This window comes from Micromonospora sp. MH33 (assembly GCF_003013775.1).
Taxonomy (GTDB): domain Bacteria; phylum Actinomycetota; class Actinomycetes; order Mycobacteriales; family Micromonosporaceae; genus Micromonospora; species Micromonospora fulviviridis.
Map to the genome: position 1 here is coordinate 24,484 of NZ_MUYZ01000018.1, position 22,416 is coordinate 46,899.

The 22,416-nt window shown below is 72.9% G+C and carries 27 protein-coding genes; 15 read left to right on the plus strand and 12 right to left on the minus strand.

What is annotated here, in order from left to right; all coding sequences use genetic code 11:
• Positions 1–641: 641 nt before the first annotated feature.
• Positions 642–875, minus strand: coding sequence for a winged helix-turn-helix domain-containing protein (locus B0E53_RS05525; protein WP_107074983.1), 234 nt, complete (start codon positions 873–875; stop codon positions 642–644).
• Between the two features lie 370 nt (positions 876–1,245).
• On the opposite strand from B0E53_RS05525, the gene B0E53_RS05530 reads away from it, so the two are divergent.
• From B0E53_RS05530 to B0E53_RS40040, 3 genes are all read left to right on the plus strand, one after another.
• A complete protein-coding gene (locus B0E53_RS05530; RefSeq protein WP_348639645.1) occupies positions 1,246–1,512 on the plus strand; it encodes a DivIVA domain-containing protein in 267 nt (88 codons plus the stop codon).
• Positions 1,509–1,775: a hypothetical protein gene (locus B0E53_RS05535; protein ID WP_107074985.1), complete on the plus strand. Its 267-nt coding sequence runs from the start codon at positions 1,509–1,511 to the stop codon at positions 1,773–1,775. The genes B0E53_RS05530 and B0E53_RS05535 overlap by 4 nt, the downstream gene beginning before the upstream one ends.
• 136 nt (positions 1,776–1,911) lie before the next feature.
• Complete coding sequence (locus B0E53_RS40040) at positions 1,912–2,034, plus strand: hypothetical protein (protein ID WP_281492837.1); 123 nt, start codon at positions 1,912–1,914, stop codon at positions 2,032–2,034.
• Positions 2,035–2,112: 78 nt separating this feature from the next.
• Here the strand turns inward: B0E53_RS40040 and B0E53_RS05540 are convergent, their stop codons facing one another.
• Positions 2,113–2,982: a GNAT family N-acetyltransferase gene (locus B0E53_RS05540; RefSeq protein WP_246835255.1), complete on the minus strand. Its 870-nt coding sequence runs from the start codon at positions 2,980–2,982 to the stop codon at positions 2,113–2,115.
• Positions 2,983–3,127: 145 nt separating this feature from the next.
• Between B0E53_RS05540 and B0E53_RS05545 the strand changes: the two genes are divergently transcribed.
• On the plus strand, positions 3,128–3,568 hold the full coding sequence (locus B0E53_RS05545) for a DUF1801 domain-containing protein (RefSeq protein ID WP_107074986.1): 441 nt from the start codon (positions 3,128–3,130) through the stop codon (positions 3,566–3,568).
• Positions 3,569–3,578: 10 nt separating this feature from the next.
• Here the strand turns inward: B0E53_RS05545 and B0E53_RS05550 are convergent, their stop codons facing one another.
• From B0E53_RS05550 to B0E53_RS05560, 3 genes are all read right to left on the minus strand, one after another.
• On the minus strand, positions 3,579–4,496 hold the full coding sequence (locus tag B0E53_RS05550; RefSeq protein ID WP_107074987.1) for an alpha/beta hydrolase: 918 nt from the start codon (positions 4,494–4,496) through the stop codon (positions 3,579–3,581).
• A 154-nt stretch (positions 4,497–4,650) separates the two neighbouring features.
• On the minus strand, positions 4,651–5,388 hold the full coding sequence (locus B0E53_RS05555; RefSeq protein ID WP_107074988.1) for a TIGR03089 family protein: 738 nt from the start codon (positions 5,386–5,388) through the stop codon (positions 4,651–4,653).
• 27 nt (positions 5,389–5,415) lie between these two features.
• Positions 5,416–5,994 (minus strand): TetR/AcrR family transcriptional regulator, encoded by a 579-nt coding sequence (locus B0E53_RS05560; protein ID WP_107074989.1) that lies wholly within the window; start codon positions 5,992–5,994, stop codon positions 5,416–5,418.
• A gap of 88 nt (positions 5,995–6,082) precedes the next feature.
• On the opposite strand from B0E53_RS05560, the gene B0E53_RS05565 reads away from it, so the two are divergent.
• Both B0E53_RS05565 and B0E53_RS05570 read left to right on the plus strand, forming a co-directional pair.
• Positions 6,083–6,451, plus strand: coding sequence for a DUF4267 domain-containing protein (locus B0E53_RS05565; RefSeq protein ID WP_107074990.1), 369 nt, complete (start codon positions 6,083–6,085; stop codon positions 6,449–6,451).
• Positions 6,452–6,479: 28 nt separating this feature from the next.
• Complete coding sequence (locus B0E53_RS05570; RefSeq protein ID WP_107074991.1) at positions 6,480–6,974, plus strand: cupin domain-containing protein; 495 nt, start codon at positions 6,480–6,482, stop codon at positions 6,972–6,974.
• Positions 6,975–7,000: 26 nt separating this feature from the next.
• Here the strand turns inward: B0E53_RS05570 and ligD (B0E53_RS05575) are convergent, their stop codons facing one another.
• Positions 7,001–7,915 (minus strand): non-homologous end-joining DNA ligase, encoded by a 915-nt coding sequence (ligD, locus tag B0E53_RS05575; protein ID WP_107074992.1) that lies wholly within the window; start codon positions 7,913–7,915, stop codon positions 7,001–7,003.
• Positions 7,905–8,843: a non-homologous end-joining DNA ligase gene (ligD, locus tag B0E53_RS05580; protein WP_107074993.1), complete on the minus strand. Its 939-nt coding sequence runs from the start codon at positions 8,841–8,843 to the stop codon at positions 7,905–7,907. The genes ligD (B0E53_RS05575) and ligD (B0E53_RS05580) overlap by 11 nt, the downstream gene beginning before the upstream one ends.
• Before the next feature lie 85 nt (positions 8,844–8,928).
• Between ligD (B0E53_RS05580) and B0E53_RS05585 the strand changes: the two genes are divergently transcribed.
• On the plus strand, positions 8,929–9,972 hold the full coding sequence (locus B0E53_RS05585; protein WP_107074994.1) for a Ku protein: 1,044 nt from the start codon (positions 8,929–8,931) through the stop codon (positions 9,970–9,972).
• A 39-nt stretch (positions 9,973–10,011) separates the two neighbouring features.
• Here B0E53_RS05585 and B0E53_RS05590 read toward each other — a convergent pair whose 3' ends face one another.
• Positions 10,012–10,404, minus strand: a complete 393-nt coding sequence (locus B0E53_RS05590) for a PPOX class F420-dependent oxidoreductase (protein ID WP_107074995.1) — start codon at positions 10,402–10,404, stop codon at positions 10,012–10,014.
• Positions 10,405–10,583: 179 nt separating this feature from the next.
• On the opposite strand from B0E53_RS05590, the gene B0E53_RS05595 reads away from it, so the two are divergent.
• The 5 genes from B0E53_RS05595 to B0E53_RS05615 all read left to right on the plus strand — a co-directional run bounded on the left by B0E53_RS05595 (position 10,584) and on the right by B0E53_RS05615 (position 14,936).
• Positions 10,584–11,243: an FKBP-type peptidyl-prolyl cis-trans isomerase gene (locus B0E53_RS05595; protein WP_107074996.1), complete on the plus strand. Its 660-nt coding sequence runs from the start codon at positions 10,584–10,586 to the stop codon at positions 11,241–11,243.
• 135 nt (positions 11,244–11,378) lie between these two features.
• Positions 11,379–12,236, plus strand: coding sequence for a hypothetical protein (locus tag B0E53_RS05600; RefSeq protein WP_168215233.1), 858 nt, complete (start codon positions 11,379–11,381; stop codon positions 12,234–12,236).
• Between the two features lie 44 nt (positions 12,237–12,280).
• Positions 12,281–12,940, plus strand: a complete 660-nt coding sequence (locus tag B0E53_RS05605; RefSeq protein WP_107074998.1) for an HAD family phosphatase — start codon at positions 12,281–12,283, stop codon at positions 12,938–12,940.
• Positions 12,941–13,006: 66 nt separating this feature from the next.
• Positions 13,007–13,756, plus strand: coding sequence for a MerR family transcriptional regulator (locus tag B0E53_RS05610; protein ID WP_210405937.1), 750 nt, complete (start codon positions 13,007–13,009; stop codon positions 13,754–13,756).
• 166 nt (positions 13,757–13,922) lie between these two features.
• The gene (locus B0E53_RS05615; RefSeq protein WP_107074999.1) at positions 13,923–14,936 is read left to right on the plus strand and encodes an NADPH:quinone reductase; all 1,014 of its coding nucleotides are present in this window, start codon (positions 13,923–13,925) and stop codon (positions 14,934–14,936) included.
• Positions 14,937–15,119: 183 nt separating this feature from the next.
• Here B0E53_RS05615 and B0E53_RS05620 read toward each other — a convergent pair whose 3' ends face one another.
• Entirely contained in the window at positions 15,120–16,769 is a 1,650-nt protein-coding gene (locus tag B0E53_RS05620; protein ID WP_107075000.1) for a fatty acid--CoA ligase, read from the minus strand.
• A gap of 84 nt (positions 16,770–16,853) precedes the next feature.
• Here B0E53_RS05620 and B0E53_RS05625 point away from each other — a divergent pair, with 84 nt between their 5' ends.
• A complete protein-coding gene (locus B0E53_RS05625) occupies positions 16,854–17,345 on the plus strand; it encodes an NUDIX domain-containing protein (protein ID WP_107075001.1) in 492 nt (163 codons plus the stop codon).
• Here B0E53_RS05625 and B0E53_RS05630 read toward each other — a convergent pair.
• Positions 17,338–18,237 (minus strand): EamA family transporter, encoded by a 900-nt coding sequence (locus tag B0E53_RS05630; RefSeq protein WP_107075002.1) that lies wholly within the window; start codon positions 18,235–18,237, stop codon positions 17,338–17,340. The two genes, B0E53_RS05625 and B0E53_RS05630, sit on opposite strands and share 8 nt — an antisense overlap.
• A gap of 83 nt (positions 18,238–18,320) precedes the next feature.
• Here B0E53_RS05630 and B0E53_RS05635 point away from each other — a divergent pair, with 83 nt between their 5' ends.
• Positions 18,321–19,214 carry a LysR family transcriptional regulator gene (locus B0E53_RS05635; RefSeq protein WP_107075008.1) on the plus strand — a complete coding sequence of 298 codons (894 nt, stop codon included), beginning with the start codon at positions 18,321–18,323 and terminating at the stop codon, positions 19,212–19,214.
• 4 nt (positions 19,215–19,218) lie between these two features.
• On the opposite strand, the gene B0E53_RS05640 is transcribed toward B0E53_RS05635, so the two are convergent.
• A complete protein-coding gene (locus B0E53_RS05640; RefSeq protein WP_107075003.1) occupies positions 19,219–20,892 on the minus strand; it encodes an MDR family MFS transporter in 1,674 nt (557 codons plus the stop codon).
• Between the two features lie 51 nt (positions 20,893–20,943).
• A complete protein-coding gene (locus B0E53_RS05645; RefSeq protein ID WP_107075004.1) occupies positions 20,944–21,492 on the minus strand; it encodes a type 1 glutamine amidotransferase domain-containing protein in 549 nt (182 codons plus the stop codon).
• 121 nt (positions 21,493–21,613) lie between these two features.
• Between B0E53_RS05645 and B0E53_RS05650 the strand changes: the two genes are divergently transcribed.
• Positions 21,614–22,416, plus strand: an 803-nt coding sequence (locus B0E53_RS05650; RefSeq protein WP_246835256.1) for a PfkB family carbohydrate kinase, incomplete at its 3' end; no start/stop codon positions are given.

A 22,416-nucleotide genomic window follows, 5' to 3' on the forward strand; every position in this document is an offset into this window, starting at 1 on the left:
CGCATACACCCAAGGCCGACTCCATCACTGTCTGCCGCCGACCCGCCCAAACGGGGGAGCGGGCCGCCGCCCGGCCCGCCACATCAAGCGGACCTTGACCTCGTACGGCCGCTGGCGGGTCGGCGATGGTCTGCTCGGATTGCCCGGGTCGATGGCAGGCGGGGTGGCTCGTTCCGCAACCAACCCCGGACCGCGACCCGCCGACGGAGCCCCGGCCATCCTGGAGCCGGAGCGTCCCCGCCGGAGGCAGCCCTAACCGCGACCCCGCGACCGCCGCCAGCTCGCCGACGCGGCCGGCGAGCCCTCCCCCACACCGCGTGGGCTCGTGGCCGCGCGGCCCGGCCGGCTGCCGGCCCACCACACCGCTGATCAAGGGCCTGTCGTTCTGCTGCGACCCTCTGGGCTTCCCCGCTGTCCGCGCCAGCCGCTGGGCATCAGGCGTGACGGCCGCAGAGCGACAGCGGCAGCGGCCGGCGCGCGCCCAGGCGGCGGCGCGTGCGGCCCGCTGCGGGCCGCCTTGATAGATGTACAGGAATTCTGAACCACATCACTGGAACGCCACTGTCCGGTTTCCGAAGGGGAGAGGCATCAGATCATCGGACAAGGAAGCCTGGGCGTTGGTGCGGCCTACGGGAGCCGCGCTAGTCAACTGCTGGGTGGTTACCAGTTACGTATACGCCCTTACCTTGATGACCTTCGATCAGCCCTTCCGCCTGAAGGATCAGTAGAGCAGATCGGACCGGCTCGGCAGAGACGCCGTAGTGCGCGGACATCTCACGCAGCGAAGGCAACTTAAAACCCGGGCCGTACTCGCCCGAGCTGATCTTGTCGCGGATGTCCTGGGCAATGCGCTGACGGTCTGGGATTCGGGGCATGGCAACTCCTGGTAGGCCCCAAGATCCTCCCACGCCGCCGCCTCGGCAGCCAAGACTTCGCGTGCTTAGCATGTTCGGCTCTTGTTCTTTGCATGCTTTGCATTGTATGTTGGCTCCCGGAAGCCCGGCACTGGATCGCCTGGTAGGCAACCGGCCCTCCCGGTTGGGCATCCACCGCCGCTGGCACGGCTGACTTGGTTCGTCGGCTGTGCCAGCACCCAACGCTGAATGCGAGCTCCCTGCTGCCGTACCCCCGAACAGTCCGCAGGGCAGGGCGGCCTCCGCCGACCGTAACCGGCGGAGGCCGCCCCACCACACTTCGACGCGACCCGACGAAGGGCGGTCCCCCGTGCGCAACCTGATCCGTCGGCTGGCAGGCCGACGCGACGAGAGCCAGCCACCGCTACAAGCCACCAGAAGACAACCACTCCGCCCCTGGCAGATCCGCGAGCGGTGCTTCAACGTCCGCCGGCGCGGCCTCGACCCCGTCGAGATCCGCACCTTCCTCCACCAGGTCGCCGACGAACTCACCGTCGCCCAGACCGCCCTCCGAGCCGTACAGGAGGAGAACGTCCGCATCAAGAACACCCTGCGCTCCTGGCAGAGCGCCCAGTCCACGAACCACCGCTACCGATGACCGACCGCTGGGTGATCCACCTCCCCGTCACCGCCCCCGACCTGCACCGCGCCCGCATTTTCGCCCGCACCGCCGCCCGCCTGCTGGCCCAACTCAGCGCCCGCGTCGAGCCGGGCGGCGTGACCGTCTCGGCCGAGGACCAGCAGTGCGTACGCCATTGGGTCTTCTGCGACCGCCCACTGCCCGGCGGCGGCCGGTGCGCCCTGCCGGTCGACCACACCTCGCCCTGCGCACGGCGCGCACCCTGGCTCACCCGCCGCTGAGCACGACCGACGCCGCGGCCAGGGTGGCGGAATGGCGGCTGGCCCAGCGGGTACGCGGAGTGGAGGCAGGGCGGGTAGACGCCATGCTGCGGAAGCGCCATCTCGGATCTGACGCACGAGAGAAGAGAGGCACGCGATGAAGGACAGAATTCTCACCCCGATCAAACGGGCGACAAAGACCATCCAGGTGCGCCGTAAACGGGGAGACGCCCTGATCACCAAGGCAAAGGCCACCCGGCCCGGCCGGCTCTTCCAGTAAGCCGACACCCCGGGATGACGACCTCATCCCGTGACGACAAGCGCGCTCGGCCTCCACGAAGGCCGAGCGCGCCCAAGGCTACGAACGGCGGCGCAGGTAGCGAGCCCGCCGGCCGGCGTCCTGGAACCCGAGCCGCCGGTACAGCTCGGCGGCCGGGTTGTTGTCGTTGACGCAGAGCCACGCCTCTCGCGCCCCGTCGGCCGCCAGCCCCCGCAGCGCACCAGCTACCAGATACGCCCCGACCCGCCGCCCCCGCCAGCCCGGGACGACGCCCGCCTGGTCGACCCAGTTGTCGATGACGTTGACGAACCCCACGGCGGCACCGTCGGGCCCACGGGCGATGAGCGACAGGTCCGCCCGGTACTCGTCGTCCTCCCCCAGCTCACCCAGCCACTCCTCGGCCGTGGGCGAGGCGAAGCCGGGCCGGTCGGCGAACGACGCCCGATAGGTCGAGAACAGCTCAGGGCCAAGCGTCACCGGCTCGGTGGTCACGCCATCGGGAGGGGTGACCGAGGGGACGCCGGTGAGGTCGTGCCGCTGCACCCACTCGGTGAACGTCCGCTCGAAGCCGCGCGCCGTGAACAGCGCGTCCGCGCCAGGGCTCCACGACTCGGTGGTCACCAGCAGATCGGCGTCACCGGCCTGCTCGCCGGCCCAGCTCAGCAGCCGCCCGCCGAGACCCCGCCCCCGCCAGTCCGGATGCACCAGGCCGGTGCTGGTGGCCGGCTGCCCGCCCAGGCCAACGCCGACGGCCGCGACCAGGCCGCCGTCATGCCAGGCGCCGAGGGTACGGGTCTGGAGCAGCCGGGCCCGCAGCAGCGGGGGTTGCACGAACAGCGGCAAGCCGCCGTCTACGGCCAGGCACGCCTTCGCCAGGCGGGTCAGCTCCGCGAGGTGTTCCTCGCCGAACTCTTTCCAGGTCAGCGCGTCCATCCGGTCCGCCATCATGCTCCGCCCCTGTCGCCTGCCATCGATCGCTGAACGGCCGGCGGGTGCCGGGCCGGCCCGACGGCGCCCGTTGCGCAGTAGGCACCGCACCCGCAGCGGGTGTCAACCGCATTCGGGTGTCGTAGTCACCTGGGAGCATCAGCCCATGGCGACCTCGAAGCAGCCGGTGACCGTGCCGACCGATGCCAGCGTTGACGACTTCCTGGCGGCCGTGCCCGACGACCGCCGGCGGGCCGACGCGGAGCGCCTCTGCGCGCTGCTCGGGGACATCACCGGCGAGCCCCCGGTGATGTGGGGCCCGAGCATCGTGGGCTTCGGCAGCTACCGCTACACCTACGAGAGCGGGCGCACGGGCGACTGGCCGCTGGTCGGCTTCTCGCCGCGCAAGCAGCAGCTCGTCGTCTATCTGGTGGGCGGGTTCGAGGAGCGCTACCCGTCGGTGCTCGCCCGGCTCGGTCCCCACAAGACCGGCAAGGGCTGCCTCTACCTGAAGCGACTCGACGACATCGACGAGAGCGCCCTGCGCGAACTTGTCGAGCGCACGGTCCGGGTGCACAAGGGCGTCGACCGGGCCAGCCGAGGCTGACCAAGGAGGATCAGGTCGCGACCTGCAACACCGCGTCGGCGAACGCCTGCGGCGCCTCCTGCGGCAGGTTGTGCCCGACGCCACCACCCACGGTCCGGTGTTCGTAGCGGCCGGAGAAGCGACCGGCATACACGGACGGGTCGAGATGGGGTGCGCCGTTCGCGTCGCCTTCGAGGGTGATGGTGGGCACCCCGATGCTCGGGTTCGCGGCCAGCTTCTCCTCCACCTCGTCGTACTGCGGCTCCCCGCTGGCGAGGCCGAGGCGCCAGCGGTAGTTGTGGATCACGACGTCGACGTGGTCGGGGTTGTGCAGCGAGGTGGCGCTCCGGGCGAAGGTCGCGTCGTCGAAGGCCCACTTCGGGGACGCCGTACGCCAGATCAGCTTGGCGAAGCTGTCGAGGTTCTTCTCGTACCCTTCCCGGCCGCGGTCGGTCGCGAAGTAGAACTGGTACCACCAGGAGAGTTCCGCCTCCGGGGGGAGCGGCTTGCGCCCCGATTCCTGGCCGGCGATCAGGTAGCCGCTCACCGAGACGAGGCCCTGGCAGCGCTCCGGCCACAGCGCCGCGATGATGTCGGCCGTGCGGGCGCCCCAGTCGAACCCGGCGAGGATCGCCTCTTGCACCCCCAGGGCGTCCATGAGGGCCACGGCGTCGAGGGCCAGAGCTGCCGGCTGACCGTTCCGCATGGTGTCGTCAGACTGGAACCGTGTCGTGCCGTACCCCCGCAGGTGCGGCACGAGCACCCGGTGGCCGGCCGCCGTCAACCGGGGTACGACCTCGGCGAAGCTGTGGATGTCGTACGGCCACCCGTGCAGCAGGAGCACGACCGGACCCTCCGGGGGCCCGGCGTCGACGTATCCGACGTTCAGCACACCGGCGTCGGCCTGCCGCAGGTCGGTGAACAACGCTGACGATCCGCTGGCGTTCATACCGGCCGCTCCTCGTGCTCGCCCCCGCCGACGTCTGCACGGTAGAGCCCGGCGACGGACACCGCCGGCGTTCCCGGAGAAGGCAGACCGTGACGACCTCGGGATGGCTAGGATCCGCAGTCGCCCGGATGACCGGGCAGCCCGCCACCGGCCCTCACAGCACCCGGGTGACCCGCTCCCCGGCGACGCGGGCGTCCCGGTCGGCCGGGTCGAGGTCGGCGCACAGCACCACGGACGCCCCGGCAGCGAGGGGGGCGAGCAACCACTTCAGCGGCTGCTCGTGCTCGGCCGTGTCGACCAGCAGCCGGTCGCCGGCCCGCAGGTCGAGCTGCTCGGCGTACTCCAGCGCCACCGCGCCCCACTCGCCGTAGCTGGTGCCGTCCGGGCTGGCCGGGTCCGTGGGGCGGAGGGCGGCCAGGTCGGGGGCGATCTCGGGGTGCCGCAGCACCTCGGCGGACCAGTCGAGCCAGCCCGGCGGCACCTCGTCCAGCGGGCCGGCCCCGGTGCCAACGAGGTAGCGGTGCGTCCCCTCGGGCACGTCCTCCAGCCAGTCGTCCAGCCGTTCCGGGGTCACGAACACCGCGTCGTACGGCAGGTCGGCGCCCGGTTCGAGGACCGGCAGCCCGGCCAGGGCCCGGGGCCGGAACGAGACCGCCAGCCCGACCGACCAGGCCCCGATGAGCACGGCCGCGGTACGCCAGTGCGGCGGCAGCAGCACGGCCACCCGGTCGCCGGGGCGCAGCCCGCAGCCGTCCCGGAGCAGCCCGGCGCTGCGGGCCGCCCACGCGCCCAACTGCTGGGCGGTCAGGTCGGTGCGCTCGCCGGTCGCCCCGTCGAGGTAGCTGAGCAGCGGCTCGCCGGTCGCGACGGCGACGGGTGCGTGATCGGCCATCGGGTGGACTCCTCCCTGGCGGTCAGCTCACCCTAGCGGGGCGAACCGGTCCACCAGGAGGGCCAGCCGCCGCTCGTGCTCCTCCCGCCGGAGCCGGCCGTTGCGCATCAGCGAGACCAGGCCGTGCAGTCCGCTCCAGAAGGTCTCGGTGAACGTCTCCAGGTTGTCGTCACCGGCGAACGGGCGCAGGGTCTCGGCCAGCTCGGCGAAGGCCCGGGCCAGCTCGACCGGCACGTCCTGGCTGGCGAAGGGCAGGTCGGTGGGGAGGTTGAAGATCGCGTCGTAGAGCGCGGGCCGGCGCTCGGCGAACTCGACGTACGCCGTGGCGATTCCGGCGACGGCCTGCCGGGGGTCGGTCGCGGCGGCCCGGGCGGCGGCGAGTTCGGCCGCCAGGTCGCCGCAGCCCTCCACGGCGACCGCCGCCATGATGGCGCCCTTGCCCTTGAAGTGGCTGTAGAGGACGGGCTGGCTGTACTCGATCTCGGCGGCGAGCCGGCGGGTGGTGACCGCGTCCCAGCCTTCCGACTCGGCCAGCTCCCGGGCGGCGGCGACGATCGCCCGCTCCCGTTCGGCCCGCTCCCGCTCCCGCCGCTCTCGAATCGCCATGACCGGAAGTCTAGCACCGCTAGCCAACCTGCCGCCGCTCTGCTAGCTTCGCTCTTGGATCTAGCAGCGCTAGCAATTGGAGTCGACCATGCTCACCCCCATCGCCTACGGGCTCGCCATCGTGCTCAGCCTCTTCTGCGTCCTCATCGGCGCGCGGTTCCTTCTCGCGCCTCAGGCCTCGGCCGCCGGCTACGGCGTCCCGGTCAAGCCGGATGAGGACCCCGCCTACCTCACGATCAAGGGCCTGCGCGACCTCAGCTACGGCCTGCTCGGTCTCGCGCTCATCGCCTTCACCAGCGCCGAGGCGGTCGCCTGGTACATGCTCATCGTCGCGATCAACCCGCTGGGAGACACCCTCATCGTGCTGCGCCACGGCAGGAAGGCCGTCGCCTTCGGCGTCCACTTCGCCACCGCCGTGGTCATCCTGCTCAACGCCGCCCTGCTGTTCGCCCTCTGACCCGCACCACCACGACAGGAGTAGCGCGATGTCCCTGATCACGCCCGACTTCGACCGGTCCGTCATCGTCCGTGACGCGGACGCCGAGGTGGTGGGCCGCGCCCCTACCACGATCCGGCTGCTCGCCGACAGCAGCGCCACCGGCGGGGCGCTCTCCACCCAGCGGGTCACCCTCACCGACGGCGCGGACGGCGCCCGGCCGCACCACCACGGCAATTCCGCCGAGCTGTTCTACCTGCTCGACGGCACCGCGCAACTGCTCTCCGGCGAGCAGGTCGTCACCGCCGAACGCGGCGACCTGGTGATCGTGCCGCCCGGCGTGGCGCACGCGTTCGCCGCCGCGCCCGGCGAGAACGCCGACATCCTCATCGTCATCACCCCCGGCGTCGAACGGTTCGAGTACTTCCGCCACCTGGAGCGCATCGCCTACGGGAAGGTGCCGCCGGAGAGCCTGCTGGAGGTGCAGGAGCTGTACGACACGTACTTCCTGAGCAGCGCCGCCTGGGACGCCGCCCGCCGCTGACCCCCGGCCCGGACTGCCCGGATCCCTCAGCGGCCGGGCAGTTCCGGGCCGCCGTCGAGCAGCGGGGCCAGCAGGTCGCCCTGCTGCTCCACCCGCTTGAGCACCTCCGTGGCGGTGTAGGGGCGGGTCGACGGCCGCTTGCCGACCGCCCCCGCCTCGACCTCGTCCCAGGTCAGCGGCGTCGACACCGAGGGCACGTCCTGGGCCCGCAGCGAGTACGGCGCCACCGTCGTCTTGGCCGCGTTGTTCTGGCTCCAGTCGATGAAGACCTTCCCGGGACGCAGGTTCTTCGCCATCTTCGAGACGATCAGCTTCGGGTGCTCCTTCTCCAACTCCTGCGCGATCCGCTTCGCGTAGTCGGAAACAAGATCGGCATCCTGGGTGCCGGCGATCGGGCAGCAGAGCTGCATGCCCTTCTTCCCCGATGTTTTCGGGTAGCTGTCGACACCGTCGGAGGCCAGCCGGTCCCGCATCAGGAGCGCCACCTGGCAGCACTGCTTCAGCGCCGCCGGGGCGCCCGGGTCCAGGTCGACGACCATCATGTCCGGGTGCTCGCCGACCTTCCACTGCGGCGTGTGCAGCTCCAACGCGGCGAGGTTGGCCAGCCAGACCAGGGTGGGCAGGTCGTCGGCGACCACGTAGTCGATGGTCTCCCGCCCCTTGCTCGACCCGGGGGCGGGCAGGTTCTCGGTGCGTACCCAGCCGGGGGTGGCGGCGGGGGCGTTCTTCTCGAAGAACGAGCCGCCGTCGACGCCGTTGGGGAAGCGGATCCGGGTCAGCGCCCGGTCCTGGAGGTGCGGCAGCAGCACCGGGGCGATCCGGGTGTAGTAGTCGATCACCTCGCCCTTCGTGAAGCCGGCCTTCGGGTAGAGGACCTTGTCCAGGTTGGACACCTCCAGCGAGCGGCCCTCCACGTCCACCTTGAGACGATCAGCTGACATCGTCGACCTCCTCGACCGGCTTGTCGGGGCGCAGGCGCAGGATCCGGGGGAAGCGCAGCCGGCCGTCCGGGGTGCGCTGGCCGTACTTGACCTCCACCACGACCTGAGGAGTTACCCAGTTCGCGCCGCGGGCATCCTCGCGCGGCACGTCCCCGCCGAACGGCGACCCGGCGGTGCGCAGCGGCTCCAGCTCGCGCAGCAGTTCGCGTTCGAGCGCCGCGCCGATCCCGCCGCCGACCCGGCCCCGGTAGGTGAGCCGCCCGTCCGGCCGGGGCACCCCGACCAGCAGGCCGCCGATCTTCCGCGCGCCGGGCCGCCAGCCGCCGACCACGAAGTCGCCGGTCACCTCCAGCTTGACCTTCACCCAGTCCGGTGAGCGCACCCCGGGCCGGTAGACCGCGTCGACCCGCTTGGCCATCACCCCCTCCAGGCCGTGCTCGCCGGCCGCCGCATAGGTGGCCGGGCCGTCGCCGAAGACCGGCGGCACCGCCCACCGGGCGGCGCCGAGCCCGAGGGACTCCAGAATCTCGCGCCGCTCCCGGTAGGGCCGGCCGGTCAGGTCCTGGCCGCGAAGCCGCAGCACGTCGAAGATCATGTACGTGACGGGCACGGTCGCCGCGAGCCGGGCGGCCTTGGCCGCGTTGCGGACGTGCATCCGCTCGGCGAGGGCGGTGAACGAGGGCTGGCCGTCGGTGAAGAGCACCACCTCGCCGTCCAGCAGGGCGTCGTCGACCTGCTCGGCCAGGGGAATCAGCTCGGGGTACGCGGTGGTGATCTCGACGCCGGAGCGGGCGTACAGGTGCTGGTGGCCGCGGCTGATGTCGGCGAGCGCGCGGACCCCGTCCCACTTGAACTCGTACGCCCAGCCGTCACCGGCCGGGAGCTGCCCGGTCATCGCGAGCATCGGCTTCAACGGCGCGCCGGGCACCTCATGACTGTAGTTGCGTGCGGAAGCGCGTGCGTCCCGTTCGATCATTTGCGATTCTGGTCAGAACCGGGGAGAGGAGCGCGTCATGCGGGCGATCTGGAAAGGAGCGGTGTCGTTCGGCCTGGTGTCGATCGGGGTGAAGGTCTACTCGGCCACCGAGGAGAAGGACATCCGCTTCCATCAGGTGCACCGCGAGGACGGCGGCCGCATCCGTTACAAGCGCACCTGCTCGGTCTGCGGCGAGGAGGTGACCTACGACGACATCGCCAAGGGCTACGACATCGGCGGCGGCGAGATGGTCATCCTCACCGACGAGGACTTCGCCGAGCTGCCGCTGACCACCTCGCACGCGATCGACGTGCTGGAGTTCGTGCCGGCCGAGCAGGTCGACCCGATCCTCTACAACAAGGCGTACTTCCTGGAGCCGGAGGGCTCGGCCACCAAGCCGTACGTGCTGCTGCGCGACGCGCTCGCCGACTCGGAGCGGGTGGCGATCGTCAAGGTGGCGCTGCGCCAGCGGGAGCAGCTCGCCACCCTGCGGGTCCGCGAGGGCGTGCTGCTGCTCAACACCATGCTCTGGCCGGACGAGGTGCGACAACCCGACTTCGGCTTCCTCGACGAGGACCTCAAGGTGCGGCCCCCGGAACTGGCGATGGCCAGCTCGCTGATCGACTCGATGGCCGGCGAGTTCGAGCCGGACGCCTTCACCGACGACTACCGGGCGGCGTTGCAGGAGGTCATCGACGCCAAGGTCGAGGGCCGCGAGGTGGTCCAGCCGGAGGAGGAAGAGGCCGCGCCGGCCGCCGCGGTGGACCTGATGGCCGCCCTCAAGGCGTCGGTCGACCGGGCCCGGGCGGCCCGGGGCGAGGCGCCGGAAGGCGGGGCGGGCGAGCCGACCCCGATCTCGGCGGCGCGCTCGGCGCAGAAGGCAGCCAAGGCGCCGGCCAAGAAGGCGGCCGAGAAGAAGGCCGCGGCGAAGAAGGCGCCCGCCAAGAAGGCGGCGGAGAAGAAGGCCGAGCCGGCCAAGAAGACCGCCGCCAAGAAGACCGCCGCCAAGAAGACCGCCGCGAAGAAGGCCCCGGCGAAGAAGGCCGCCGAGAAGAAGGCCGCCCCCCGCAAGACCGCCTGACGTCGAGGGGCCGGGGCCCCGCCCCTCGACGGCGGCGGGTCAGCCCCGGCCGAGCTTCTCGGTGGGGGTGATGCGGACGATCACCCGCTCCTCGCCCGGCCGGCGGAACGGGTAGGTGTCCTGCCCCAGATACTTCTGCGCCAACCGGTCGATGTGCTCGTCGGCCCCCTCGGTGACCAGCTCCGCGGTGCCCTTGACCCAGAGGGTGCGGAAGTCGTCGGCCTTGTCCACGACGGAGACCGCGACCACCGGGTTGCGGGCGATGTTGACGTACTTCTGCCGGCCCTTCGCGGTGTTGAAAACGATGTGCTCGCCGTCGGTGTCCACCCAGACCGGGGTGACGTGCGGTGTGCCGTCGGCCTCGATGGTCGCCACGTGGGCGAGCTGCGGCTCGGCGAGCAGGGCCAGGTCTTCTTCGGTGAGGATCGCCATGGTCGAGAACCTACTCCGCCGAGCCCCGCGTCACCGCTGTTCCGTCCCGCCCACCGTGGGTGAGCTGTCCGGATCCGAGCCGGCCGTGGGAGCACCGCGGGCGTTCGGGCGGGTACCGTGTGCGCTGGCCTCGGCGGCGGCCCGCCGGGGGCACCCACCCCACCCAGCAGGGAGTCGACGTGAGCGAGCGCGTGCAGAACCGGTCGGCGGGCCAGAGCCCGGGCACCAAGGCGGAGCGGCGGCTGGCCGCCCAGCTGGCGGCGAAGAAGGCCGCCGAGAAGAGGCGCCGCCGGCAGTCGATTCTGGGCGCGTTCGTCGGTGTGCTCGCCGTGGCGCTCCTGATCGGCGGCATCGTCTGGAAGAACAGCGGCGACGACGACAAGCCGGCGAACACCGCCGCGTCGGCCAGCGCCGCCCCCTCGGCCGAGCCCACCGCACCCCCCGCCCCGCAGCTCCCGGCCGACATCGACCCGGCGCTGAAGACCAGGCCGGCCGTCGAGGCGGGCAAGGGCGAGCTGAAGAAGCTCACCGTGACCACGCTGGTCAAGGGGAAGGGCCCGGCGGTCAAGGCCGGCCAGCAGATCACCACGAACTACGTGGGCGTGTTCTACAAGGACGGCAAGGAGTTCGACGCGTCCTGGAACAACGGCCAGCCGGCCACCTTCCCGATCGGCGTCGGACAGGTCATCCCTGGCTGGGACAAGGGCCTCGTGGGCGTGCCGGTGGGCAGCCGGGTGCAGCTGGACATCCCGGCCGAGCTGGCGTACGGCAACGACGCGTCGGGCGGCCGGCCGGCCGGGCCGCTGCGCTTCGTCGTCGACGTGCTCGCCGCGCAGTAGCTCAAGGCTTCCGCCCGGTCACCCAGCGGCAGTAGGTTCAAGGTCACCGTGGGCGGTCCACCCGCCCGCGGCGACCTGCCCACCGACGCGGAGGTGCACGTGGCGGCGCTGGACGACACCGGGCTGGCCCGGCTGATGTGGACGCATTTCGAGCCGGTCCACGCGGTGACCTACTTCCACCCGCGGGCCCGTGCCGCGTACGAGGCGGTCGGGCTGCGCGGCTACTGGCGGGGCTACTTCGCCGGTCGGGCCGCCCCGCTCGGGCCCGTCGCCGCGCCGAGCGTGGTGGCCGCCTTCTTCAGCTTCGCGCCGGCCATGGTGGCCCGGGCGCTGCCCTCGGTGTGGCGGCTGGCCACCCCGGAGGAGGCGCTGCGCGCCCGGCTCACCGGCGCCGTGCAGGCGCTCGCCGAGTTCACCTACGAGCTGCCCGAGTCGCACCTGGTCGAGGCGGCCGACCTGCTGGAGGAGGCGGCCGGGCGGGTGGAGCCGGCCGGCCGGGTGCTCGGCGCGGTCAACGCCGCCCTGCCCCGCGGCGAGTACCCGCTGGCCCGGATGTGGCAGGCCGCCACCACGCTGCGCGAGCACCGGGGTGACGGGCACGTGGCGGCGCTGGTCGGCACCGGCCTGGCGCCGGTGGAGGTGGTGGCCTGGCGGTGCCGGGTCGACCAGTCCCGCGAGTTCCACCAGGCGGCCCGCGGCTGGACCGACGAGGAGTGGGCCGCCGCCGAGGAGCGGCTGGTCGAGCAGGGCTGGCTGACCGCCGGCCGGGCGCCGACCGAGCACGGCACCGCGACCTTCCGGGCTGTCGAGGAGGCCACCGACCGGGCCGCGCTCGGCCCGTGGCGGGCGCTGGGCGCGGAGCGGACGGCCCGGCTGCGCGAGCTGCTCGAACCGATCGCCACCCGGTGCCGCACGATCATCCCGCCGAAGGCCCCGATCGGCCTGCCGGCGCAGCGCGGCAACGCCACGGACGCCCCGAACCCGGCCCGCTGAGCGGCCGGCCGGCACGCGCCCGGCCGGTCCGGCAGGATGGGTACGTGGTGGACGCGGTGCTCTTCGACCTGGACGGCGTGATCGTGGACTCCGAGCCCGTCTGGGAGGAGGTCCGGCGGGCGTACGTGGCGGAGCACGGGGGCACCTGGCAGCCGGACACCCAGCGCCGGCTGATGGGGATGAGCACCGCCGAGTGGGCCGCCTACCTGAGCGGCGAGCTGGGCGTCGACCGGGGCGCCGAGCAGGTCGCCACCGAGGTGGTGGCCGAGATGACCCGGCGGTACGCGCGGCGCGTACCCCTGATCGACGACGCGGTCGCGGTGGTGCGCCGCACGGCCGCGCGGTGGCCGCTGGGGCTGGCCAGTTCCTCCCCCACCCGGCTGATCGCGGCGGCGCTGGACGCGACGGGCCTGGCCGACGCTTTCGGCGCGACCCTGTCGACCGAGGAGACCGCCCGGGGCAAGCCGGCGCCGGACGTCTGGCTGGCGGTGGCCGCGCGGCTCGGCGTCGACCCGGCCCGGTGCGTGGCGGTGGAGGACTCCTCGAACGGGGTCCGTTCGGCGGCCGCCGCCGGTTGCCGGGTGGTGGCCGTGCCGCACGGGTCCTACCCCCTGGATCCGGACGCGGAGAAGCTGGCGGCGGTGCTGCTGCCCTCGATCGACGCGCTCACCCCCGAGGTGGTGGAACGCGCGGCTTGCACCTGACGCGACGTCAGGTCATAGCGTCGCCCCCGTCGCCGCAGGGCGCGGTGACGCGAGAGGGAGTGGGACGTGGCGTCCACCTGGCGGATCGGTGAGCTGTGCCGGCGTACCGGGCTGACGGTCCGGACCCTGCACCACTGGGACCACGTGGGGCTGCTGCGGCCGTCCGCCCGGACCTCGTCCGGGCACCGGCTCTACGACGAGCGGGACGTGGGACGGCTGTACCGGATCGTCGCGCTGCGCGAGCTGGGCCTGCCGCTGGAGACCATCGGCGCACTGCTGGACGGCGGCGGGAGCGGCGGGCCGGAGCTGGCCGAGCTGCTCGGCGAGCACCTGGTCCACGTGGAGCGGCAGCTCGCCGCGCTGGGTGGGCTGCGGGACCGGCTGGCCGCGCTGGTGCCGGCCGTCCGCGCCGCCGGGGGCGCCCCGTCCGTCGACCTGCTCGCGCTGATCGAGGAGGTGACCAGGGTGGACGACACCGTGCGGAACTACTTCAGCGAGGAACAGCTTGCCGCGTTGGCGCAGCGCCGGGAGCGGCTCGGCGAGGACGCGATCCGCGGCGTGGAGGCGGAGTGGCCGGAGCTGATCGCCCGGGTGCGGGCCGAGTTGGACGCCGGGACCGACCCGGCGGACCCGCGGGTGCGGGCCCTGGCGGCGCGTTGGATGGAGCTGCTGGAGGCGTTCCACGGCGGGGACCCGGGGCTGCGCGACTCGCTCTACCGGATGCAGGCGGAGAACAGCGCGGAGATCGCCCAGCAGTACGGCGGCCCCTCCCCGGAGCTGATCGACTACGTGAAGCGCGCGGCGGCCGCCGGGTGAGTGGAACGCCGTGGGTGTCACCGGTGACCGTTGACACCCATGGCGATCCACCAAAGGGCCGGATGTCCGCCGCCCGCCCGGTTGTACGGTTTCCGGGGCGCGCCCGATCGGAATGATCGCGGGGCGGCCGGGTAGCGCAGCCGGCAGGACGGCGGAGGGGACGGCGATGAGGGCGATCGTGTACGAGACCAACGGGGACGCCTCGGTGCTCCAGCTCGTGGACCGGCCGGTGCCGGAGCCGGGCCGGGGCGAGGTGCTGGTGCGGATGGCCGTGGCCGGGGTGAACCCGACCGACTGGAAGGCCCGCCGCGCCTGGCCGCTGCCGCAGGGCTGGCAGATCCCCGGGCAGGACGGCGCCGGGGTGATCGAGGCGGTCGGCGAGGGCGTCGACCAGATCCTCATCGGTTCACGGGTGTGGATCTGGGAGGCGGCCTGGCAGCGGCCCTGGGGCACCGCCAGCGAGTACACGGTGGTCCCGGTCCGGCACGCGGTGCGCCTCGGCTCGGCCTCGTTCGACCTGGGCGCCGCGCTCGGCATCCCGTTCATGACGGCGCACCGCTGCCTGACCGCCGGCGAGTACATGCCGGACAAGCTGCACGCCGGCGCGTTGAGCGACCACGTGGTGCTGGTGCAGGGCGGGGCGGGCGCGGTGGGGAACGCGGCCATCCAGTTGGCCCGCTGGGCCGACGCGTGCGTGGTCGCCACGGTGAGCAGCCCGGAGAAGGCGCAGCTCGCCGCGGCGGCCGGGGCCAACTTCGTGGTCAACTACCGCGAGCAGGACGTGGTCGAGGAGGTCCGCAAGATCGCGCCCGACGGGGTGCACACGATCGTCGAGGTGTCCGCCGCCCGCAACGCCGCCGCCGACGTGCAGCTGCTGCGGACCGGCGGTGCGGTCTGCGTCTACGCGGACGACGGCGGCGAGCAGGTGACCCTGCCGATCCGGGCGCTGATGATGCCGAACGCGCGCTGGCAGTTCGTGCTGATCTACACGGCGCCGAAGGCGGCCAAGGCGCAGGCGGTGACGGACATCGCGGCGGCGGTGGCCCAGGGCGCGGTCCGGGTGGGCGAGGAGGCCGGCCTGCCGCTGCACCACCACTCGCTGGAGGCGGCTCGGGCGGCGCACGAGGCGGTGGAGAACTCGGTGGTCGGCAAGGTGCTCATCACGACGAGCGAGACGTGAGAACGCGAAACCGATTTCGCCATCATCAGGACAGAGGCGAACAAGTTTCGCGAGAATGACATTGCGGGTCGCCCCGCAAAGCGGGCGGCCCCGGCGCGGTGCGAACGCCGGGGCCGCCCTCTGGGGAGGAATGTTCGAGAGGAACACGTCCTACCCGTGCTGGCGACGGTACGCCGGAAAGTGTTACGGCGCGGTCAGTTCACGTACGTCCAGGCCACCGTCGGCGTACCGGGAACGCACCACCTTTTTGTCGAACTTGCCGACGCTGGTCTTCGGGACCGCGTCGATGAACGCCCAGCGCTCCGGCAACTGCCAGCGCGCCACCGACTTCGCCAGGAAGTCCCGCAGCTCCTCGGCGGTGACCGAGGAGCCCTCCCGGACCACCACGGTCGCGAGGGGCCGCTCGTCCCAGCGCTCGTCCGGCACGCCCACCACGCACGCCTCCAGCACGGCCGGGTGCGCCATCAGGGCGTTCTCCAGCTCGACCGACGAAATCCACTCCCCGCCCGACTTGATCACGTCCTTGGCGCGGTCGGTGAGGGTGATGTAGCCGTCCGGCGAGAGCGTGCCGACGTCCCCGGTCCGTAGCCAGCCGTCGCGGAACTTCTCCTCGTCCGGGATCTCGTCGCCGACGTACCGGGCGGTCACCCACGGCCCGCGGACCTCCAGCTCGCCGACGGACGTCCCGTCGGCGGGCAGCGGCTCGCCCAGCGGGCCGACGATCCGCGCGGCGACCCCGGCCGGGACGCGGCCCTGGGTGTAGCGGTAGCGCCAGGCCGTCTCGCCGGTCGCGCCGGCCGGCGGCCGGGAGACCGAGCCCAGCGGGGACATCTCGGTCATGCCCCAGGCGTGGATGACCTCGATCCCGTGCCGCTCCTGGAAGGCGTGCATGAGCGACGGCGGGCAGGCCGAGCCACCGACGATCACCTCCTTCAGCGAGGAGGTGTCCACGTCGTGGCTGTCCAGCCAGGTCAGCAGGTCGGTCCAGATGGTCGGCACCGCGCCGGCCAGGGTGGGGCGCTCGGCGGCGATCATCGCGGCGATCGGCTCGGCCTGGAGGAACCGGTCCGGCATGATCAGCGACGCGCCGGAGAGGAACGCCGCGTAGGGCAGGCCCCACGACATGGCGTGGAACATCGGGACGATGGCCAGCTCCCGGTCCTGGGGGCCGAGGCCGAAGCCCTCCGGCATGCAGACCTGGAGTGAGTGCAGGTAGATCGAGCGGTGCGAGTAGGCGACCCCCTTGGGGTTGCCGGTGGTCCCGGAGGTGTAGCAGAGCGCGGCGGCGTCGCGCTCGTCCACCTCGGGCCAGTCGTAGGACTCCGGCCGGTCGGCCAGCAGGGCGTCCCAGTGGTGTACGGCGATCCGGTCGCCGGCCGCGGCCAGCAGCGGGGCCGGGTCGCCGCCGCCGACCACCACCACGTGCCGCACGGTGGTCATCTCGCCGATCACCCGGGCCAGCAGCGGGATCAGCGTGCTGTCGACCAGCACCACCCGGTCCTCGGCGTGGTTGGCGATGTAGGCGACCTGGTCCGGGAAGAGCCGGATGTTGAGGGTGTGCAGCACCGCGCCCATGCTCGGCACGGCGAAGTAGGCCACCAGGTGCTCGTTGTTGTTCCACATGAAGGTGGCGACCCGCTCGTCACCGGTGACGCCGCACTCGTCGCGCAGCGCGTGGGCCAGCCGGGCTGCGGTCCGCCCGACCTCGGCGTACGTCATCCGACGGGGCTCGCCGCCGGTCCAGGTGACGACCTCGGCCGTGCCGTGCACCGTGGAGCCGTGTTCGAGGATCCGGGCGACCTGGAGGGGGGCGTCCATCATCGTGCTACGCATGGGTAACAACGTAGTGTCGCCGGTCACACGAACGGAACCCCCGGAACGGCCGACCCGACCAGCGAAGCTGCGTAGATTGTCCGGGTGAGCATCTCGTGGGCCGACTCGTACGTGGGGCAGCTCCGGGCCCTGGCCGGTGACCGCACCCTGATGTTCGTCGGCGCGCGCGCCGTGGTCCGCGACAACGCCGCCCGGGTGCTGCTCATCCAGCGCTCGGACAACGGCCAGTGGGCGTTGCCGGCCGGCGCCATGGAGCTGGGCGAGTCGATCGCCGACTGCGCCGTCCGGGAGGTACGCGAGGAGACCGGCCTGCGCGCCCTGCGGGTCAGCGCCTTCGCCCTCTACACGGGCCCCGACTTCACCAACACCAACATGTTCGGCCACACCTACCAGATCTTCACCACGGCGTTCCGGGTCGAGGAGTGGGACGGGGAGCTGGCCCGGTTCACCGACGAGACCACCGACGCAGGCTTCTTCCACCGGGAGGAGCTGCCCACCCCGCTCTCCGCCAGCGTCATCGAGACCCTCGCCGACCTGGACGTCTTCGAGCAGACCAACCGCCTCATCCTCAAGTGACGGCGCCGGCCTCCACGGGCCGCCCGTCGGGGGCCGCGGCGGTGTGGTCGCCCGGCCGGGCGCCGGACCGTTCCGCGCCGATCCCGGCCACCACCACGAAGGCGATCCCGGCCACCGCGGCGGGGCCGGGCACCTGACCCAGCGCGACCAGGCCGACGACCAGGGCGATGGCCGGCTCCAGGCTCATCAGCGTGCCGAACGCGGCGGTGGTGAGCCGGCGCAGCGCCAGCAGTTCCAGCACGAACGGGACGACGGGCAGCAGCACTGCCAGCCCGAGGCCGGCCAGGAGCACCGGCCAGGTCAGGTCGCCGAAGACCGACGGACCGACGACCAGGGTCGCGACCACGGCCGCCACCGGCATGGAGACCGCCAGGCCGCGGACCCCGGAGACCTCGTCGCCCACCCGCTGGGTGAGCAGGATGTACGCGGCCCAGCAGGCCCCCGCCCCCAGCGCGTACGCCACCCCGACCGGGTCCGCGCCGCCGCGCCACGGCTCGGTGAGCAGCAGCACCCCGACCGCCGCGAGCGCCGGCCAGAGCTTTGCGCCGCCCCGGCCGCGCGCCACGGCCACGCCGAGCGGCCCGAGGAACTCCAGCGCGCTGGCCGTACCCAGGGGCAGCCGGGCCACCGCCGCCATGAACAGGATGGTGACGCCGGCCGTCACCACGCCCAGCGCCACGCAGGCCCGCAGGGCGGAGCGGGTGAAGGCCGACGGGCGGGGCCGGACCACGACCGCCAGCAGCACCCCGGCCCAGGCCAGGCGCAGCCAGGCGGCGCCCTCCGGGCCGACCCGGTCGAAGAGCCCCACCGAGGCGGCCAGCCCGAGCTGGACGCAGGTCATCGAGGCCACGGCCATGGCGGTGCCGGCCCGGGCGGGAGTAACGGTGGTCATGGGGACAGTAGAGCCGGTCCAGACCGCTCGCGTCCACGTGCCATTCCCGGACGAACCATTCGGCAATCGTGAACAATCGGGTCGTGGACCTGCGTCGCCTCCGCCTGCTGCGGGAACTGGCCCGGCTCGGCTCGATGCGCCTCGTCGCCGACGAGCTGCACGTCACCACCTCGACGGTGTCGCAGCAGCTCGCGGTGCTGGCCCGGGAGGTGGGCGCCGAACTGGTCGAGCCGCACGGCCGCCGCGTCCGGCTCACCCCGGCCGGGCGCCGGCTGGCCGAACACGCCGTGACGATCCTCGCCGCGGTCGACGCCGCCCGGCTCGACCTGGACCCCCGGGCCGAACCGGCCGGCACGGTACGCGTCGCCGGCTTCGCCACCGCCGTCCGGCGCTCGCTGCTGCCGCTCACCGCCCGGCTCGCGGCAGACCACCCCCGGGTGCGCCTCCGCATCGACGAGCACGAGCCGGCCGAGGCGTACGCGCTGCTCGCCACCGACGACGTCGACCTCGCGCTGACCTACGACTACAACCTCGCCCCGATCTCCGCCGACCCCGCGCTGGACACCACGCCGCTGTGGTCGGCGGCCTGGCAGCTCGGGGTGCCGGCCGGCGAGCCGCCCGTCCCGGCGGCGGACGCCCCGGCGGTCTTCGGCCGGTTCCGCGACGCGGACTGGATCGTCAACTCGCGCAACACCGCCGACGAGGTGGTGGTCCGGACCATCGCCTCGATGGCGGGCTTCGAGCCCCGGATCGTGCACCGCGCGGACAGCCTCGACCTGGTCCAGGACCTCATCGTCGCGGGGCTCGGCGTCGGCCTGCTCCCCGGCGACCAGCCCACCGGGCCCGGGGTCCGGCTGCTGCCGCTCACCGGGCCGCAGGCCCTGCTCCGCGCGTACGCCGTGACCCGACGCGGGCGGGCGGCCTGGCCGCCGCTGGCGCTCATCCTCGACCTGCTCGCCGCCCGCCCGGAGGGGTGACCGGTCAGAGCATCGTCTGGGACTTGGACTCCATGTCGGCGGCGGCCTCCTCCTTCGACTCCTTCGTGAGGGGCTTGCCGCCGGCGGCGGCCGCCGGGCCGCCGAGCGGGTCCGCGCCGCCGGTCGACCCCTGCGGGCCGGCGCCGCGCAGCTGCTCGTTCGGCATGGCCAGGGTGACCAGCACGGCCACGATGGCGATCAGCCCGGTGGTCAGGAAGACCAGGTGCAGCGACTCGACGAACGACGCCTGGATGGCGGCCCGCACCGGAGCGGGCAGGGCCATGATCGTCGCCGGGTCGTTGATCGAGATGTTGGTGCCGCCGCGGGCCGCCACGGCCGCCCGCTGGTCCGGCGGGAGCTGGGCGATCGCCCCCGGCAGCCGGCCGGCCAGCTCGCCGGTGAGCCGGGACGACAGCACCGCGCCGAGGATGGCCACCCCGAACGAGCCGCCCAGCGAGCGGAAGAACGTCGCCGACGAGGTGCCCGCGCCCAGGTCGCGGGGGTCCACCGCGTTCTGCACGGCCAGGATCAGCGACTGCATGCACAGGCCCAGCCCGACGCCGATCACCACCATGTAGCCGAAGGCCGCCCAGAGCGAGGTGGCCACCTGGAGCTGCCGGAACAGCAGCATGCCGGCGACCAGCACGGCCGCGCCGGCCACCGGGAACCACTTGTACCGGCCGATCCGGCTCATCGCCCGCCCGGTGATGATCGAGGTGAAGATGATGCCGGCCATCATGGGCAGCATGAGCAGGCCGCTGCGGGTCGGCGAGGCGCCCTTGACGATCTGCAGGTAGAGCGGGATGAAGATGATCGACCCGAACATCACCAGACCGAGCACGAAGCCCGCCGAGTTGGCCAGCGCGAAGGTGGCGCTGCGGAACAGCCGCAGCGGCAGGATCGGCTCGCGTACCCGGGCCTCCTGGAGCACGAAGAGCGTGCCCAGCACCGCCCCGGCCACGAACAGCCCGATGATCACCCCGGAGCCCCAGGCGTACTGGTTGCCGCCCCAGCTCAGCGCGAGCAGCAGGCAGCTCACCCCGGCGACCAGCAACCCGGCGCCGACCCAGTCGACGGTGTGCTCCCGGCGCTGGAAGGGGACCAGCCGCATGACGTGGTAGCAGACCACGATGGCGAGGATGGCCAGCGGCACGTTGATGTAGAAGATCCATCGCCAGTTGGTCTCCGCGAAGTAGCCGCCGACCAGCGGGCCGGCCACCGAGGAGATGCCGAAGACCGCGCCGAACAGGCCCTGGTAGCGGCCGCGTTCCCGGGGTGGCACCACGTCCGAGATGATGGTGAACGCCAGCGTCAGCAGGCCGCCCGCGCCGAGGCCCTGCACGCCCCGGGTGACGATCAGCTGGGTCATGTTCTGCGACAGGCCGGCCAGCAGCGAGCCGAGCAGGAACGTGCCGATCGAGAAGAGGAAGACCGGGCGGCGCCCGTACAGGTCGGCCATCTTTCCGTACAGGGGTGTCGAGGCCGTGGAGGCGAGCAGGTACGCGGTGACCACCCACGAGTAGTGGTTGATCCCGCCCAGCTCGCCGACGATGGTGGGCAGCGCGGTGCCGACGATGGTCTGGTCGAGCGCCGCCAGCAGCATGCCGGTCATCAGGCCGAACATCAGCAGGCGGATCTGGCGGGCGTGCAGCACGGGACGAGCGGCCTGGGCTGTCATCCCGCTTCCTTTCCCACCGGGGGCGGATCATGCCCCCGGTGGGAGAAGAAGTCAGTGCTTCCCCTCGGCGAACTCCTCGACGATCTTGTCGCAGAACGCCGGCAGGTCGTCCGGCTTGCGGCTGCTGACCAGGCCGTTGTCGGTGACGACCTCCCGGTCGACCCAGTTCGCGCCGGCGTTGGTGAGGTCGGTGCGCAGGCTCGGCCAGGAGGTGATCGTCCGGCCGCGCACCACGTCCGCCTCGATCAGCGTCCACGGGCCGTGGCAGATCACCCCGACCGGCTTGCCGGCCTCGAAGAACGACTTCACGAACCGGACCGCGTCGGGGTCGGTCCGCAGGAAGTCCGGGTTCGCCACGCCGCCGGGCAGCACCAGCGCGTCGTACGCCCCCGCGTCCGCCTCCTTGGTCGTCACGTCGACCTGGTACTGCTTGCCGTGGTCGAGGTGGTTGAAGGCCTGGATCGAACCGGACTCGATCGAGACCAGCTCGACCCGGGCGCCGGCGTTCTCCACCGCCTCGCGGGGCTTGGTGTACTCGACCTCCTCGACGCCGTCGGCGGCCAGGAACGCGATCCGCTTGCCCTGCAGTGTCGCTGCCATGGTGGTTCTCCTCTCCGGGGTCTGTCTGCACCCGTTCCCGGGGCGGACCCGCCGAAACCGGACGGCCCGGGCGGCCCGGGCCGCAGGTTTGGCCGGTCCCGCTCGGGGGACCCGAAGGGGCATGGCAGGAGCAGCAGCGGAAGAGCGCCGGCTCGCCACCGTCGTGGCCGGCTGGCAGGAGCGTCCCGTGCTGGTCGTCGGCGACGCCATGCTCGACGAGTGGCGGTTCGCCGAGTCGGAGCGGCTGTGCCGCGAGGCGCCCGCGCCGGTCCTGACCCTGCGCCGCCGGATCTCCGCCGCCGGCGGGGCGGCGAACACCGCCGTCAACGTGGCCGCCCTCGGCGGCCGGGCCGCCCTGGTCGCCCCGGTCGGCGCCGACGTGGCCGGCGACGAGCTGCACGACTGCCTCGACCGGGCAGGCGTCTGGGACCGCACGGTCGGCCACCCCGGACGCCCCACGCCGGTGAAGCGGCGGATGCTCGCCGGCAACCAGATCCTGCTCCGCGAGGACTCCGGCGACCCGGAGGACGCGCTCGACGACGACGGGGTGGCCCGCCTGCTGACCGCGCTGCACTGCGCCACCGAGGAGCTGCGCGCGGTGGCCGCCGGGCAGCCGCCCACCCTGGTCGTCTGCGACTACGGCCTGGGCGCGCTGCCCTCGGCGGTGCGCGCCTGGCTGGTCGCCAACCGGGACCGGTACGCCACCGTGGCGCTCGACGCGCACGACCTGGCCGACTGGCGCGGCCTCAACCCGACCGTGGTGACCCCGAGCTTCGCCGAGGCGACCCGGCTGCTGGCCCGGGCGGCCGCCGGCTTCAACGGCGGGCAGCGGAGCGCGGCCCGCGGCGCCACCGCGGCCGACCTGCACCTGGACCACCTGGCCGACCCGGCCGACGGCCCCTCCGAACTGGTCGTCGGCGCGGC

What these genes read in the sequence shown, in the direction of transcription:
- B0E53_RS05525 (WP_107074983.1), bottom strand. Translation starts at nt 875, where the DNA reads ATGCCCCGAATCCCAGACCGTCAGCGCATTGCCCAGGACATCCGCGAC.
- B0E53_RS05535 (WP_107074985.1), top strand. Translation starts at nt 1,509, where the DNA reads ATGACCGACCGCTGGGTGATCCACCTCCCCGTCACCGCCCCCGACCTG.
- B0E53_RS40040 (WP_281492837.1), top strand. Translation starts at nt 1,912, where the DNA reads ATGAAGGACAGAATTCTCACCCCGATCAAACGGGCGACAAAGACCATC.
- B0E53_RS05540 (WP_246835255.1), bottom strand. Translation starts at nt 2,982, where the DNA reads ATGATGGCGGACCGGATGGACGCGCTGACCTGGAAAGAGTTCGGCGAG.
- B0E53_RS05545 (WP_107074986.1), top strand. Translation starts at nt 3,128, where the DNA reads ATGGCGACCTCGAAGCAGCCGGTGACCGTGCCGACCGATGCCAGCGTT.
- B0E53_RS05550 (WP_107074987.1), bottom strand. Translation starts at nt 4,496, where the DNA reads ATGAACGCCAGCGGATCGTCAGCGTTGTTCACCGACCTGCGGCAGGCC.
- B0E53_RS05555 (WP_107074988.1), bottom strand. Translation starts at nt 5,388, where the DNA reads ATGGCCGATCACGCACCCGTCGCCGTCGCGACCGGCGAGCCGCTGCTC.
- B0E53_RS05560 (WP_107074989.1), bottom strand. Translation starts at nt 5,994, where the DNA reads ATGGCGATTCGAGAGCGGCGGGAGCGGGAGCGGGCCGAACGGGAGCGG.
- B0E53_RS05565 (WP_107074990.1), top strand. Translation starts at nt 6,083, where the DNA reads ATGCTCACCCCCATCGCCTACGGGCTCGCCATCGTGCTCAGCCTCTTC.
- B0E53_RS05570 (WP_107074991.1), top strand. Translation starts at nt 6,480, where the DNA reads ATGTCCCTGATCACGCCCGACTTCGACCGGTCCGTCATCGTCCGTGAC.
- ligD (WP_107074992.1), bottom strand. Translation starts at nt 7,915, where the DNA reads ATGTCAGCTGATCGTCTCAAGGTGGACGTGGAGGGCCGCTCGCTGGAG.
- B0E53_RS05585 (WP_107074994.1), top strand. Translation starts at nt 8,929, where the DNA reads ATGCGGGCGATCTGGAAAGGAGCGGTGTCGTTCGGCCTGGTGTCGATC.
- B0E53_RS05590 (WP_107074995.1), bottom strand. Translation starts at nt 10,404, where the DNA reads ATGGCGATCCTCACCGAAGAAGACCTGGCCCTGCTCGCCGAGCCGCAG.
- B0E53_RS05600 (WP_168215233.1), top strand. Translation starts at nt 11,379, where the DNA reads ATGTGGACGCATTTCGAGCCGGTCCACGCGGTGACCTACTTCCACCCG.
- B0E53_RS05615 (WP_107074999.1), top strand. Translation starts at nt 13,923, where the DNA reads ATGAGGGCGATCGTGTACGAGACCAACGGGGACGCCTCGGTGCTCCAG.
- B0E53_RS05620 (WP_107075000.1), bottom strand. Translation starts at nt 16,769, where the DNA reads ATGCGTAGCACGATGATGGACGCCCCCCTCCAGGTCGCCCGGATCCTC.
- B0E53_RS05630 (WP_107075002.1), bottom strand. Translation starts at nt 18,237, where the DNA reads ATGACCACCGTTACTCCCGCCCGGGCCGGCACCGCCATGGCCGTGGCC.
- B0E53_RS05640 (WP_107075003.1), bottom strand. Translation starts at nt 20,892, where the DNA reads ATGACAGCCCAGGCCGCTCGTCCCGTGCTGCACGCCCGCCAGATCCGC.
- B0E53_RS05645 (WP_107075004.1), bottom strand. Translation starts at nt 21,492, where the DNA reads ATGGCAGCGACACTGCAGGGCAAGCGGATCGCGTTCCTGGCCGCCGAC.